General features: G+C 68.2%; 11 protein-coding genes. 3 read left to right on the top strand and 8 right to left on the bottom strand.

Annotated features, from left to right (window positions below; genetic code table 11):
* Positions 1-129: 129 nt before the first annotated feature.
* Positions 130-726, top strand: a complete 597-nt coding sequence (locus tag D0C15_RS15580) for a class I SAM-dependent methyltransferase (RefSeq protein WP_116045845.1) — start codon at positions 130-132, stop codon at positions 724-726.
* A gap of 7 nt (positions 727-733) precedes the next feature.
* Here the strand turns inward: D0C15_RS15580 and D0C15_RS15585 are convergent, their stop codons facing one another.
* A complete protein-coding gene (locus tag D0C15_RS15585) occupies positions 734-1,129 on the bottom strand; it encodes an HAD-IA family hydrolase (RefSeq protein ID WP_245975827.1) in 396 nt (131 codons plus the stop codon).
* Positions 1,130-1,300: 171 nt separating this feature from the next.
* Between D0C15_RS15585 and D0C15_RS15590 the strand changes: the two genes are divergently transcribed.
* Entirely contained in the window at positions 1,301-1,801 is a 501-nt protein-coding gene (locus D0C15_RS15590) for an Rv3235 family protein (RefSeq protein WP_162830092.1), read from the top strand.
* A gap of 56 nt (positions 1,802-1,857) precedes the next feature.
* On the opposite strand, the gene secA is transcribed toward D0C15_RS15590, so the two are convergent.
* From secA to D0C15_RS15625, 7 genes are all read right to left on the bottom strand, one after another.
* Positions 1,858-4,728, bottom strand: coding sequence for a preprotein translocase subunit SecA (gene secA, locus D0C15_RS15595; protein WP_116045804.1), 2,871 nt, complete (start codon positions 4,726-4,728; stop codon positions 1,858-1,860).
* A gap of 306 nt (positions 4,729-5,034) precedes the next feature.
* Positions 5,035-5,766 (bottom strand): ribosome hibernation-promoting factor, HPF/YfiA family, encoded by a 732-nt coding sequence (gene hpf, locus D0C15_RS15600; protein ID WP_116045807.1) that lies wholly within the window; start codon positions 5,764-5,766, stop codon positions 5,035-5,037.
* Positions 5,767-6,404: 638 nt separating this feature from the next.
* Positions 6,405-7,088 carry a ComF family protein gene (locus D0C15_RS15605; RefSeq protein WP_245975829.1) on the bottom strand — a complete coding sequence of 228 codons (684 nt, stop codon included), beginning with the start codon at positions 7,086-7,088 and terminating at the stop codon, positions 6,405-6,407.
* Between the two features lie 75 nt (positions 7,089-7,163).
* Positions 7,164-8,921 carry an LpqB family beta-propeller domain-containing protein gene (locus D0C15_RS15610; protein ID WP_245975830.1) on the bottom strand — a complete coding sequence of 586 codons (1,758 nt, stop codon included), beginning with the start codon at positions 8,919-8,921 and terminating at the stop codon, positions 7,164-7,166.
* Positions 8,918-10,687: an MtrAB system histidine kinase MtrB gene (gene mtrB, locus D0C15_RS15615; protein WP_116045808.1), complete on the bottom strand. Its 1,770-nt coding sequence runs from the start codon at positions 10,685-10,687 to the stop codon at positions 8,918-8,920. Before mtrB ends, D0C15_RS15610 begins: the two co-directional genes overlap by 4 nt.
* A 199-nt stretch (positions 10,688-10,886) precedes the next feature.
* On the bottom strand, positions 10,887-11,564 hold the full coding sequence (mtrA, locus tag D0C15_RS15620) for an MtrAB system response regulator MtrA (protein ID WP_091678828.1): 678 nt from the start codon (positions 11,562-11,564) through the stop codon (positions 10,887-10,889).
* A gap of 110 nt (positions 11,565-11,674) precedes the next feature.
* Entirely contained in the window at positions 11,675-12,313 is a 639-nt protein-coding gene (locus tag D0C15_RS15625; protein ID WP_116045851.1) for a dTMP kinase, read from the bottom strand.
* Between the two features lie 548 nt (positions 12,314-12,861).
* Here D0C15_RS15625 and D0C15_RS15630 point away from each other — a divergent pair.
* The gene (locus D0C15_RS15630) at positions 12,862-13,818 is read left to right on the top strand and encodes a helix-turn-helix domain-containing protein (protein ID WP_425455398.1); all 957 of its coding nucleotides are present in this window, start codon (positions 12,862-12,864) and stop codon (positions 13,816-13,818) included.
* Positions 13,819-13,965 lie beyond the last annotated feature (147 nt).

Consider the following 13,965-nt stretch of genomic DNA (forward strand, 5'->3'; position numbering starts at 1 on the left):
CAGGAGGTGGTCACGGTGACCCAACAGTTCGAACCCGGCCGCGTCGAGCGGTATGACGAGGTGATCGTCGGCGGCGGGCCTGCGGGCTTGAGCCGTGCAGGATCGGCGCCACCACGGAGGCAAGAAAGCATGAACGAACAGTTCTGGGACAACAGATATCGCAGTAGTGATCAGGTCTTCAGCGGCAACCCCAACGGGGTGCTCGTCACGGAGGTCGCCGACCTGCCGCCAGGGCAAGCGCTCGACGTGGGTTGTGGGGAAGGCGCCGACGCGCTCTGGCTGGCCAGCCGTGGCTGGCGGGTCACCGCGGCCGACATCTCCAAGGTCGCGTTGCAACGCGCCGCCGCAGCTGACGTCGCAGGCAGTGTGGCGTGGACGCGCGCGGATCTGACCGTCGAGCCGCCACCGGCCGCAGCGTTCGACCTGGTGTCCATGCATTACTTCCCGCTCCCGCAACAGCGGAACCACACCGGTCTACGCGGCCTGCTGGACGCAGTCGCATCCGGCGGCACCCTGCTCGTCGGCAGCCACGACCTCACCGACCTGCCACCACATCACGAACGCGGCTTCGATCCGGACGACTACTACCGGCCCGACGACATCGTCAGGCTCCTCGATGACAGCTGGACTGTCCTGGTCAACGAAACCCGCTCACGAACCGCTCCCGCGCCAGCGGGCACGCACCACCTTCACGACATCGTCCTGCGGGCGCAACGCACGCGGTGAGCTGCGCTCACGGCAGCCGGAGACTCGGAAACAGCACCGCGAGTTCGGTCAGGGTCTCGGAAACGGAACTGTGGTGCACGCCCACCATCCCCGCGGCGACCGCCCCTGCAACGTTTCGCGCCGCGTCGTCCACGAACACGCAGGCATCCGCCGGTACGCCCAGCAGATCGGCGGTGAGCAGGAAGACCTCACGATCCGGCTTGGCGACCCCGACCTCGCCGGAGAACACCTGCTCATCGAAGTAGGCCGACAGGCTGCGGCGCACGGGCCGCCCGCTCGCGGCGTTGGAGAGCAATGCCGTCCGGATGCCCACAGAACGGGCCCGCTCGAGGACGTCCAATAGTTCCGACGCTCCCGCATCCGTGAGTACTCCGGCGTAGTCGAGCACCAGTCCGCGCAGCACGACACCCACACTAGCCGTCCGCTGACCACGCGGCCGTCTCGTCACTGGCTGTACCAATACTCGATCGGGGATCACCGACATGGGTGGTCTGTGACCGAATCCGGCCGCTACTGCCCTCTGTTCTACGGGCGACCAATCGGCGCCCGCCGAACAACGTCAGGGGGAGTCGGTATGCGATCACAGTCCATGCGCGGAGGTTTACGTCCACTCCGCGCGTTCGAACCGTGGGTGTCCCGACGCGGAGCCATGGAAGTCGTGCACCGGCAGACCCGCAGGCGTTTGCCCGCGCTTCCGGTTCCGTCCGCGGAACCGCCGAAGGACGAGGACAACCCCGCGCCAGTCCTGGACCCGCGCCGCGTGCACACCGTGCTGGCGGCGATCGTGGAGGTCTACGGCGGCAGTAGGCAGGTCGAGCAGCTGCGTTCGGCTGTGTCGCGGCAGTTGTACCGCCAGATCGCGCTGACCGCGCAAACCGGCGGCAACGGCACGTACCTGCGCCTCGTCTCGATGCGCACCTGCCGTCCCACCGACCGGGCCCTCGAGGTGAGTGGGCGGGTCCAGGCCGGCGAACGCAACCTCGCCGTTGTCGCCCGCTTCGAGGCGGGCGACAACGACTGGCTGTGCACTTCGTTCACTCTCGTCGGCAGCGGAACTGCCAACTCACGCCCGTAATCTGCGAACTCAAGCCCCGGAACTGCAAACTCGGGCTCCGGAACTGCGAACTCGGGTCAGCGGCGGGCGCCCTTCTTTTTCTTCTTCGCCTGGGCGCGCGCCTGGGCCCTGCGCTCACGGCGGGTGGCGCCGTCGCCGCCTGCCGCGGAATCGTCGTCGTCGCCGTTGCGCGACTCGACGCCGCCGGTTTCCGAAGGGCCGGAGAAGGTCAGGCCCTGCTGGGTGGCGCCGCCGAGGCCCTTGCCCCGCAACGCCGAGGGCACGGCCTCGCCCTGCACTGGCTCCGGCTTCGGCTCGGGCTGCGGAGCCGGCTGCTGCGGTACCGGCCTCGCGTGCCTGCCATTGCTCGCAGGTGCTGGCGCGGCTCCGCCTGCCTGCTCGCCGGCGCCCGGCACGGAGGTCGCGGGTTCCGCCGGAGCCGCGGCCGCCTGCTCGCTCTGCTCCACCTGCAGGTTGAACAGGAAGCCGACAACCTCCTCCTTGAGCGACTCGAGCATGACCCGGAACATGTCGTAGCCCTCGCGCTGGTACTCGACCAGCGGGTCGCGCTGCGCCATGGCACGCAGGCCGATGCCCTCCTTGAGATAGTCCATCTCGTAGAGGTGCTCACGCCACTTGCGGTCCAGCACCGAGAGCACCACGCGCCGTTCCAGCTCACGCATCGCGCCCTCGCCGACCTTGGCGTCGATCTCGCGCTCGCGATCGTCATAGGCCCGCTGTGCATCTTCCAGCAGCGCCTCGAGCAGCCGGTCGGAGTCCAGGTCGTCGTGGTCGTCAGCGAGGTCTTCCCAGGCGAGGCCGACGGGGTAGAGCGTCTTCAACGCCGTCCACAGCTTCTCGTGGTCCCAGTCCTCGGCGTAGCCCTCGGCGGTGGCCGCCTTGACATAGTCGGTGACCACGTCGCGCAGCATGTGCTCGGCCTGCTCACGCAGGTCCTCACCCTCGAGCACCCTGCGGCGCTCGGCGTAGATGACCTTGCGCTGCTTGTTCATCACCTCGTCGTACTTGAGGACGTTCTTGCGGATCTCCATGTTCTGCTGCTCGACCTGCGTCTGAGCACTCTTGATGGCCTTGCTGACCATCTTGTGCTCGATCGGCACGTCGTCCGGCAGTCGCATGGTGGTCATGACCCGCTCGACCATCGCGGCGTTGAACCGGCGCATCAGATCGTCGCCGAGTGACAGGTAGAAGCGGGACTCACCCTGGTCACCCTGACGTCCGGACCGGCCACGCAGCTGGTTGTCGATCCGGCGCGACTCGTGCCTCTCGGTGCCGAGCACGTAGAGCCCGCCGGCCTCCTTGACCTCCTCGGCCTCGGCCTTGATGTCGGCCGTGACCTCCTCGAGCACCTTCGGCCATGCGGCCTCGTACTCCTCGGAGTTCTCCACCGGGTCGAGCCCGCGCTCGCGCAGCACCTCGTCGGCGATGATGTCGGGGTTACCACCGAGCACGATGTCGGTGCCTCGCCCCGCCATGTTCGTGGCCACCGTGACCGCGCCCTTGCGGCCGGCCTTGGCCACGATCAGCGCTTCCCTGTGGTGGTTCTTCGCGTTCAGCACCTCGTGCGGCACACCCAGCTTGAGCAGCAGCTTCGACAGGTACTCGCTCTTCTCCACGCTGGTGGTGCCGACCAGCACCGGCTGGCCCTTCTCGTGCCGCTCGGCGATGTCCTCGGCGACCGCCTCGAACTTCGCCGGTTCCGATTTGTAGATCAGGTCGGCCTGGTCGACACGGACCATGGGCCGGTTCGTCGGGATCGGCACGACGCCCAGCTTGTAGGTCTGATGAAACTCGGCCGCCTCGGTCTCCGCGGTACCCGTCATCCCGGCGAGCTTGTCGTAGAGGCGGAAGAAGTTCTGCAGCGTGATCGTGGCCAGCGTCTGGTTCTCGGCCTTGATCTCGACGCCTTCCTTGGCCTCGATCGCCTGGTGCATGCCCTCGTTGAACCGGCGACCCGCCAGGATGCGGCCGGTGAACTCGTCGACGATGAGCACCTCGCCATTGCGGACGATGTACTCCTTGTCGTTCCGGTAGAGCTCCTTGGCCTTCAGCGCGTTGTTCAGGTAGCCGACCAGCGGCGTGTTCGCGGCCTCGTACAAGTTCTCGATGCCGAGCTGGTCCTCGATGAACTCGACGCCCTTCTCCGTGACACCGACGGCACGCTTGCGCTCGTCCACCTCGTAGTGGATGTCGCGCTTCATCATCGGCGACATCCGGGCGAACTCGTTGTACCAGCGCGAGGACTGGTCGGCGGGGCCGGAGATGATCAGCGGCGTCCTGGCCTCGTCGATGAGGATCGAGTCGACCTCGTCGACGATGGCGAAGTTGTGCCCGCGCTGCACGCAGTCGTCCAAACTCCAGGCCATGTTGTCGCGCAGGTAGTCGAAGCCGAACTCGTTGTTGGTGCCGTAGGTGATGTCCGCCTTGTAGGCCTCGCGGCGGGCGGGCGGCTGCATGTCGGACATGATCACCGACACGTTGAGCCCGAGGAACCGGTGAACCCGGCCCATCCATTCCGAGTCACGTTTGGCGAGATAGTCGTTCGTGGTGACGACGTGCACACCCTTGCCGGAAATGGCGTTCAGGTAGCAGGCCAGTACCGAGGTCAGGGTCTTGCCCTCACCGGTCTTCATCTCGGCGACCTGGCCTAGATGCAGCGCCGCACCACCCATGATCTGCACGTCGAAGGGCCGTTGCCCCAGCACCCGCTTCGCGGCTTCCCTGCCGACGGAGAACGCCTCCGGCAGCAGGTCGTCCAACGACTCCCCCTCGGCGTGGCGGGAACGGAACTCATCGGTCTTGGCTCGCAGCTCGGCGTCCGAGAGGTCCTTGACGTCGTCTTCGAGGGTGTTGATGTGGTCTGCGATTCCACGCAGCCGCTTCACCATCTTGCCCTCGCCCGCGCGGAGCAGGCGGTTCAAAACCATCCGGTCGACCTCACTAGCTGTATCTGTTCGCGCCCGAGCAGGCGCCGGGCAGCGTGCGGCGGACGCGCCGCAGACGGACGCGTGCTGGTTCCATCGTAGGGAAGGTCCCCACCGGAGCGCACGCGCCGTAGGTGGGCATTCCGGTACACCCCCAACCCACGATGCCTTCCGGGGAACTCGGACCGGTCGGCTGGCCGCCAGGACGCCGGCTCCCAGGACCTCGCGAGCCAGGCCCGCACAGGCATCGGCACGGCCCGCACGCGGATGCGCGCGGGCCGTGCCGATGCGAGTAGTTCTGCGGCTTGATCAACCAAGCCTGATGACGCCGTAGTCGAAGCCCTTCCTGCGGTAGACGACGCTCGGCCTGCCCGCGGCGGCGTCGTTGAAGAGGTAGAAATCGTGTCCGACCAGTTCCATCTCGTAGAGCGCCTGGTCGACTGACATGGGTTCGGCGGAATGTTGCTTCTCGCGCACGATGCGACCGGGTTGGTGGTCGGTCACACCATCGTCCCAACGCTGCTCCGGCAGGTCGATGTCCTCCATCGACATCTCGCCGTTGTCCTCGCCTGGTAGCACCGAGCCGGCAGCTCCCATGTCGCTCGGCGTGTCCAGAACCGCGGTAGCCGCCGCGGGGACCCGGCCGTTGGCGATGGGACCGGAAGATCCTGCTGCCATCGCGCTCGCGGTCGAAACGGAGGTGGCCTCCGCGACCGACTCCGGGCTACGCCGCCCGTAGTGCACTCGCCTGCGATCGTGCTGTTTGCGCAGCCGGTTCTCGAGCTTGCTCACCGCGGAGTCGAGTGCGGCGTAGAAGTCGCCTGCACATGCCTCCGCACGGACGGCCGGGCCCTTGCCCTTGCCGGTGATCTCGACGCGCTGGCAGCTCTTGGACTGCCTGCGGTTCGGTTCGTGGAACAGCTCCACGTCGTACCGGATGACCTTCCTGTCGTAGCGCTCAAGCCTGGCCAGCTTTTCGCTGACGTGCGCCCGATAGTGCTCGGGCACCTCCACGTTGCGACCCTTGACGACGATGTCCATACACGACCTCCCTCGCTGGGATGACTGCGAGAATTCGCTGTTCTGTGACGCCGGTGAAAAAGGGGACGGACGCCGGTACGGCGACCTGGGCTGCTGCTCAGTGCCTGTCTGAGAACTCGGGTTCACCACGACCGCTCGATCCGCGGTTCTCGGACACCTGGCAGAGAAGGGGCCCGGATAGCGATGAGAGAATTCTGCGAACGTGGTCACGACGTCTCGCGGCGTTCGCCGAACGCGTGCTCAACGCTCCTCCGGCGTCAGGGACATGGGCTTTTCACCTCCCTGCTGACCGGGATTGCTGATAGCGGAGCACGTTAGCCCGCTACTGGCCGGAAGAACAGCCCCCGAGGCGGGGGATGTCAACCCGTCAATGGTCGTCACCGTCTGCATCCACTCGGACCTACGATCCGATCTGGAGCCGCCCGTTCGGACCAATCGATACTGGTCCGTTTCACGCAGTCGGCGCACCACCCTGGCGGCAGGACGCCGCAGCGTGACAGCGACGGCACCGGGTCCGCCCACCCCTGTCGAGTGGTCTGCCATTCGTGGCACCGACTCGGACGACCTCATACCCCCTCAACGCCCGCGATGGCCGCCCGGGTTCCCAACCCAGGACCACCCGTCTGGGTGACGAAGGTTTATCCCGCGACCGTCAGGGACAACACGGCCGCCACTTTGATCCCCGCGTTCCCCAACGCGCGGACGCATGCGGCGGCCGTGGCGCCCGTGGTGATCACGTCGTCCAGCAGGATCACCCGCGTCCCGGGCTCGGGAAGCCTGCGCGGTCGCGTCCGCACCCGGCCCCGCAGGTTGACGGTCCGCTGTTCGGCGTCGAGGCCAACGGCGTCCCGTGCTCCCGGCGCCAGCCGCAGTGCGGGTACCGCACGAGCCCGCACGGCCTGTGTCCGCAATACCGCGGCGCAGTGCAGGGCCAGCGCGAGCACGTGTGAACCGCCCCGCTGCCGCGCCGCCGAGGCGCGCGACGGCGCGGGAACCAGTCGCAACTCGCCCTGACGGTATTCGGCGGGCAGGTTCGTCAGCCCACGCGCGAGCGCGGCGCCCAGCGGCGCGCCGAGATCCCGCCTCCCGCGCTCCTTCTGCGCCAGCAACAGCCGGCGCGCCACCCCTCGATAGCGAGTCAGTGCGAACATGGGCGTCCCGTCCACGGTCGCCCCGCGTTCGACCGGCTCCAGGCCCCACCAGACAGCGGCGCACCCCGGGCAGCAGGGGCTTCCCCGTACTCCGCATCCCGCGCAGTCAACGGGCAGGAGCAGGTCCAGTACCGCACGCCCGGCCCGGCCGAGGCTGATTCCCGTGGTCACCCTTCGAGCATGCCGCTGGGCACCGACAGTCTCGGCGATCGAGGCGACGGTGCCCCACCGTCGCGAAGCTGCCGCTCAGCCGGGGTAGAACGGCAGCGCGTCCCCGCCTGGCGACTGCGGATGCGGCCGCCACACCTCGCCGACGTCGCCCGCCGTCCACAGGCCCATGGAGTCGGCCACCACGGTCGACCTGCTCGGTGCGGCCGTCACGGCGGTGACCGGTGGTGTCAGGTTCGAACCGCTGAACTTGTCCAGCCGCAATCCGTCCACCGGCAGCCTGGCCACCGGGGCGGACTGCAGCGAGGTGGCGACCACCAGGGTGTCCTGGGTCGCCCAGTCCACGTCGACGATATTGCCGAGCGTGCCCTCCTGCAGCACCCTCGGGGCTCGCAGCGTCACCGAGTCCGAACTGCGGACCACCGAGGCGACCACCAGTTTTCCGCCCGCGACAGCGGCGACGCGGACACCGTCACGGGACAGCCGCAGATCAGTGATCGGCCCGATCGCGGCGATGTCGGTGGCGTCCACCGGTTGCGGGGTCCAGCCGCCCTGCGGGGTACGCAGTACCCGCACGATCTGCTCGCCGTCGACCGCCGTCCAGACCTCGCTGGAAGCCGCGTTCGGCCCGGACGAAGGGCGCCACGTGGGCCTGCTCAGCGTATTTCCGGTCTGCTCGACCACGGGAAGCGCTGCCCCCGACTCACCGACCCGCAACCGCGCCCCGTCGTCGGTCTCCTCCACGACGGCCAGCTGCGTACCGCCTATCGACTGTGCGGCACTCTGAATGTCGTAAGCACCGGCACCGGCTGGACCGGGTACCGGCCTGCCGTCGCCCAGCGACCGAAGCCGTCCCTCCAGCACCATGAGCCCGGGCAGATCCGCGCTGGGGGCGACCAGTGCCTCGTAGGAGGGCAGTTCGCTGGGCCGCCAGTCGACGTGTCCATCGATCAGCGCCGCACCGTCGGACAGGATCCGGATCCGGCTCACCGTGACGTTCTGCAGGGAGCGCACCACCTGCGCGACGATGAGCTGTTTCTCGTTCTCACTTCTGTCCTCCAGGCCGGACAGTGGCACGAGGAGGGCTCCGTCGGCCGTGGGATTCACGTTGTTGTCCAGCACGGCGTCGTCACCGAGCGGGTTACGGACGGCACCGCTGAGCCCCTCCGAAGGACCGGCGAGCAACAGGTCCACCACCCGGCCCGCCAGCTCGGACTGCGGCCTGGCCGGCACGTATCGCAGATCGGGCACCAGCGCGCTGGGATCCTGGGCAAAGAAGTACACCGGTACGCGGAAGTAGTTCGCCGCGAAGTCCTCCTCGGTGACCACCAGGTTGGCGGGCGGATCCACGATGCGCCACTGGCCATCCACCTGCCTCCGCACCCGGATCGGCAGCTCGTACGGCGTCTTGGCGGCGATGAACGCGCTGTCCTGGCCGAGCCTGCCCACCTGGAAACCGCGCACGATGACGACGCGCTCGTTGGGATCGACAGGTCTGGCATCACCGGTCGCGTAGACCGTGCCGAACGTGTTCTCGATGATCGACATGCCCTGCGCGGGCCGCCACGTCTTGCGCGCCTGCTCATCCAGGTAGACGCGGGCGGCCGCGTTATCACCGGCCGGCCGCGCACTGGCACGAACGAAGTCCCGGACCACGGTCAGGACATCGAGATCCTTCGCCGGTTCCGGGATGTCCGGGGAGATCTGGCCGAGACGCTCACCGGTGACGACTTCCGGAGTGGACTCCTCGGGGACGTTGGCGCATCCGCCGACAACAGCAAGGCAGGCCAGCAATGCCAGCAGCAAGCGGCCACGTCTCACCCCGACGCCGTTCACCTGACCTCCTCGTGCCGCTGCCCATCACCCAGTGCCCGGTCGCCGCCGGAGTCGCGAGTGCCGCTCGCTTCGTCCTCGTCCGGTCCCCGCTCGATCAGGCGAGGCTGTTCCGGCTCGGCGTCGATCACCATCGGTTCCTCCGGCGGCAGGGCGAGCGGGTTCTGCCCGATCGGCTCGCCCTGAACGCGGGGCAGCGTCAGCCGGAAGCAGGCGCCCCGATCCGGTTCGCCCCACGCCTCCAGGGTGCCACCATGCAGACGGGCGTCCTCATGGCTGATCGCGAGCCCGAGGCCCGTGCCGCCGGTGCGCCGGTTACGCGAAGGATCGGCCCGCCAGAACCGGTTGAACACCAGATCGGCCTCGCCAGGGCGTAGTCCCACACCGTAGTCGCGCACGGTCACCGCCACGGCGGTGTCGTTGCCCGCGACCTGGACCCGCACGGGCTTTCCTTCACTGTGGTCGACGGCGTTGGCCAGCAGGTTGCGCAGCACCCGCTCCAACCGCCGCGCGTCGACCTCCGCGTTGACCTCGCTGTCCGGGACCCGCAGTTCGATGTCGCTGCCGACGTTGCCCGCGATGACTCGCACCTGCTCGATCGCTCTGCGCGCGATCGTCCGCAGGTCGATCAACTCCGCGGCCAGTTCCTCCACACCCGCGTCGAGCCTGCTGATCTCCAGCAGGTCGCCGAGCAGTGCCTCGAATCTGTCCAGCTCGTCCACCAGCAGCTCGGTGGAACGGGCGAGCCCGGCCGGAAACTGCTCCCTGGACGCGTGCAGCACATCGGCGGCCATCCGCACGGTCGTCAGCGGTGTCCGGAGTTCGTGCGAGACGTCCGAAGTGAACCGTCGCTGCAGCTGTCCGAACTCCTCGAGCTGCCGGATCTGACGCTGGATACTGGCCGCCATCTCGTTGTACGACACGGCGAGCCGGGCGAGGTCGTCCTCGCCGAACACGACCAGCCGTTCGTCCAGATCGCCCCCGGCGAACCGTTCGGCCGCGGTGGCCGCACTGCGTACGGGCCGAACCACCTGGCGGGTGACCAAGTTGGTGATACCTGCCAGCAACAACAGCAGGACCAGCCCGCCGACGAGCAGGGTGTTCTGCACGGTGGTGACGGTGTTCTGCTCGCTACTCAGCGGGAACAGCAGATAGAGCTGGATCTGGCTGACGGTGTTCAGCACCGGCGCGCCGACGATCAGATAGGTGGTCCGCTCGTTGCCCTTCGCCGGATCGGCCACCGTGTGGATCTGCCAGGTGAGCTGGCCCGACTCGACGAACCGCCGCAGCCGGAGCGGAACGCTGTCGTACGGCCCGGCAGCGATCGGATCGCCGGTGGCGCGCTCGCTGTTTCCACTGGCCAGCACGGGCTCGAAAGCGCCAGCGGCCGACGTGCCTGGATCCTGGGTCGCCGCACTCGAACTGCTGGTGATCCGTTTCAACGCCGCCGTCAGCCGCTGCTGCAGCGCGTCGGGGTCGGTATCGACGTCGCCGAGTTCGGCCTCGGCGGTGGCCACCACCGCACGGGTCTGCGCGATCGCGGCACGCCGTTTCGTCTCCAGTAGCCGCTCGGTGATCTGGTTCTGCAGGACCATCCCCAGCACGAAGACGACCGCCGAGGACAGCGCGAGGGTGGAAACCGTGACGCGGAACTGCAGCGAGTGCCGCCACAGCTCACCGAAGGCGACCGTGCGCCGCCGCCCGAACGACACCAGCCGCCTGGCGAGCTCGACCGCCCGCCTGCCGAACCCGGTCTGGCCCTCGCTCATCCGCTCCCGCCACGCGCGCTCACGGCGGGCTGCGACTCTCGGCACCGCTCGTTCCTCACGGCGCGTGCAGGGCCCGCCCCCCGCAACTCAGGACGAACGGTCGCGGTGGTCACGGCGGGCTGTAACTCTCGGCACCGCTCGTTCCTCACGGCGCGTGCAGGGCCCGCCTCCTGCAGCTCGGGACGAACGGTCGCGGTGGTCACGGCGGGCCGGCCTTGTACCCCACGCCGCGCACCGTCAACACCACCTCCGGGTGCTCCGGATCCTTCTCCACCTTGGACCGCAACCGCTGCACGTGGACGTTGACCAGGCGGGTGTCTGCGGCGTGGCGATAACCCCAGACCTGCTCCAGGAGCACCTCACGGGTGAAGACCTGCCTCGGCTTACGGGCGAGCGCCACGAGCAGGTCGAACTCGAGGGGCGTCAGCGGGATGCCCTTGCCCTCCCTGGTCACCTCGTGGCCAGGGACGTCGATCGTGAGGTCGCCGATGGCCAGCGACTCCGCGGGCTCGGCCTCGGTCCGGCGCATCCGGGCCCGTACCCGGGCGACGAGTTCCTTCGGCTTGAACGGCTTGACCACGTAGTCGTCCGCACCGGACTCCAACCCGAGGACGATGTCGACGGTGTCGCTCTTCGCGGTGAGCATGACGATCGGGACCCCGGACTCCGCACGAATCGCCTTGCAGACGTCGATGCCGTTCATTCCGGGAAGCATCAGATCGAGGAGTACGAGGTCAGGTTTGAGTTCGCGCAGCGCGGGCAGCGCTCGAGAACCGTCCGCGACTACTGCCGTATCGAAGCCCTCCCCACGCAGCACGATGGTGAGCATCTCCGCCAGAGCAGGGTCGTCGTCGACGACCAGCACACGTGCCTTCATGAGCACATATTCGCACTTGGGACAGCTCCGGCGTACAGGACCCAGCGATCACGGCCCCGACTAGCCCGATTGGACCATGGCCGAACGGGCGCCGGAGGGGTCATCACGAGCTACCGCAGACGCGCGGCGAGAGCCGCCGTGTCGACCCCTTCGACCCCGTCGACCACATGCCAGGGACTGAGCCAGTTCCGCGCCGCCAACTGGTCATACACCTTCGCGCAGCGCTGTTGCAGCCCGTCGTCGGACTCGAATACGTCCCGGGCCCTGTCCGCCTCCGAGCGGGCCCGGTGCTCGGCCCGCGACGCGGCGACGGTGGGCGGCACCCTGAGCAGGATGTGCAGATCGGGCACGGGCAGGCCGAACCGGTCGATCTCCAGCTGCCTGACCCACTCGACCACCGGCCCGTCGATGTCCTGTTGCAGCCGCGCGGCCTGATATGCCGCGTTGGAGGCGACGTAGCGGTCGAGCAGCAGTACGTCGCACTGGGCGAGGCGGGCACTGATCTGCGGCCCCGCACCACGACGGTCCAGCGCGTACAGCAGACCCATCCCGTACACCGAGTCGGCCAGATCGCCGTGCTCGCGGTGCAGCGCTTCCCGGACCAGGTCGGCGTGGACACTCTCGCCGTATCGGGGAAACGCCATCGTCGACACTTCCGCGCCCGCATCTCGCAGCGCGGCCGTCAGCCTGCCGGTCAGGGTGTTCTTTCCCGCGCCGTCAAGCCCTTCGATCACCACAAGTCGCCCCACGGCCGACACTTTACGGCCGGAGTGGCCGACCGATGGGCCCGGCGGTGTCAGCACACACCGGGCCCATCGGTTCGGGGGCGGGTCAGGACCGTTCAAACCCGATGGCCGACCGCAGGAAGAGGGCCACCGCACCGATCACCACCAGACCGCCCAGCAACACGACCGGCGACCGGGCCAGCAGGGCGGTGACCCGGACAGCGTTTCCGCCGTCGCGAGCACCGTGGCACGTGATCGCCTGTCGTCGTGCAGATGTGCGTCGTCAGCGCCGCCGGGGGAAGTGCCGCGACCCGCGTAGTCCGAAAACTCAGCATCGCCGCACCTCCTGACGTCGAACCGTTGACTGCCACAACGGTGAGCAGCGCGGCCCGATGAGGCAAGGCGGTCAGCACGCACCCGGATCGTTCCGGATGAATCGTCGAACGCGGAACGACGTTCTTGCCCTGGCGAGGCTGGTTTACGTAGGGTTCGGTCCGGCGACGTCAGTCGTCCGAGTGAACATTCCGTGGCGTTCACGAGTGCACGCTCACTCGTCGGTGAAGGGACCCGTGGTGTCCGAGAAGCTGGACGCGCACCCATTACCGCCGAAGACCCCCGACCACTCCGTTCCACCCGACTTCGCCGAGGCCCTGCGGCAAGCGATCGCGCGGCGCGGGCTGTCCCTCGCCAGGTTGCGCGCCCATCTCGTGCAGCGCGGTGTACAGGTCGGTCAGTCCACCCTGAGTTACTGGCAGCGTGGGGTGCGCAGGCCAGAACTACCGAAGGGCATGGCCGCCGTCCGCGCGCTGGAATCGGTGCTGGAGCTGCCACCGGGCTCCCTGGTCGCGCTGCTGGCCAACCCCGCGATCGAACGAGCACGGCTGATGCCCGCTTCGTTCGCCGACCTGCGGCACGGCGACAGCGGACCGATCGCGGACCGGCTGCTCAGCCAACTCGGCGCCTACCCCTCATCCAACCGGTACAACGCCGATCTCGAACTGCTCTCCGTGCACGACACCGTGACGTTCGATGCGCAGCACCGGCAGCGCGCCATCTCGACCAGGCTCGTGACGCGTTCCCGTAAGCCGGGGCCCGACCGCTACGTGACGCTCTACAACGGTGACGAGGGCTGCCGGATCGAGGACGCCGTCCTGCACACGGCGGAAGGGTGCCGCATCGGCCGGATGCGACGGGACGAGGGCGGGAGCACCCTTGCCGTCGAACTGCTCTTCGACCGGGTGCTGCCCGCGGACACCATCCACGTGTTCTGCTTCGAGATCAGAGACGATTCCGGCGGCATCTCACCCGGTTACTTCCGCCTGTTCCGCGACCAGTGCGTGAGCTACCTGCTGCAGATGCGTTTCCACCGCAGGGCGCTGCCCGCCCGGTGCACGCGCCAGTTCCGTACCCGCGAGGACGCCGTGCCGGTCGAGTCGGCCGATCTCCCGTGTGACGTCGGCGGGGTGACCAGTGCGTTCTTCCGGGACGCGGGTCCCGGCCTTGCGGGCATGGCTGTGGAGTGGAGCTGAGGTCACGAAGATCCCCACCGCCCCGTCCCATATCTCGCACTTTCCCGGGAAAGTGCGAGCACCGCGCGGACGCGAGTACCGCGCTTTCCCGGGAAAGCGGCAGGGATCAGTAGCGGTAGTGATCGGACTTGTACGGCCCCTCGACAT

It is taken from the genome of Amycolatopsis palatopharyngis (assembly GCF_003385185.1).
Classification (GTDB): domain Bacteria; phylum Actinomycetota; class Actinomycetes; order Mycobacteriales; family Pseudonocardiaceae; genus Amycolatopsis; species Amycolatopsis palatopharyngis.

What these genes read in the sequence shown, in the direction of transcription:
- D0C15_RS15580 (WP_116045845.1), top strand. Translation starts at nt 130, where the DNA reads ATGAACGAACAGTTCTGGGACAACAGATATCGCAGTAGTGATCAGGTC.
- D0C15_RS15590 (WP_162830092.1), top strand. Translation starts at nt 1,301, where the DNA reads ATGCGATCACAGTCCATGCGCGGAGGTTTACGTCCACTCCGCGCGTTC.
- secA (WP_116045804.1), bottom strand. Translation starts at nt 4,728, where the DNA reads ATGGTTTTGAACCGCCTGCTCCGCGCGGGCGAGGGCAAGATGGTGAAG.
- hpf (WP_116045807.1), bottom strand. Translation starts at nt 5,766, where the DNA reads ATGGACATCGTCGTCAAGGGTCGCAACGTGGAGGTGCCCGAGCACTAT.
- mtrB (WP_116045808.1), bottom strand. Translation starts at nt 10,687, where the DNA reads ATGAGCGAGGGCCAGACCGGGTTCGGCAGGCGGGCGGTCGAGCTCGCC.
- mtrA (WP_091678828.1), bottom strand. Translation starts at nt 11,564, where the DNA reads ATGAAGGCACGTGTGCTGGTCGTCGACGACGACCCTGCTCTGGCGGAG.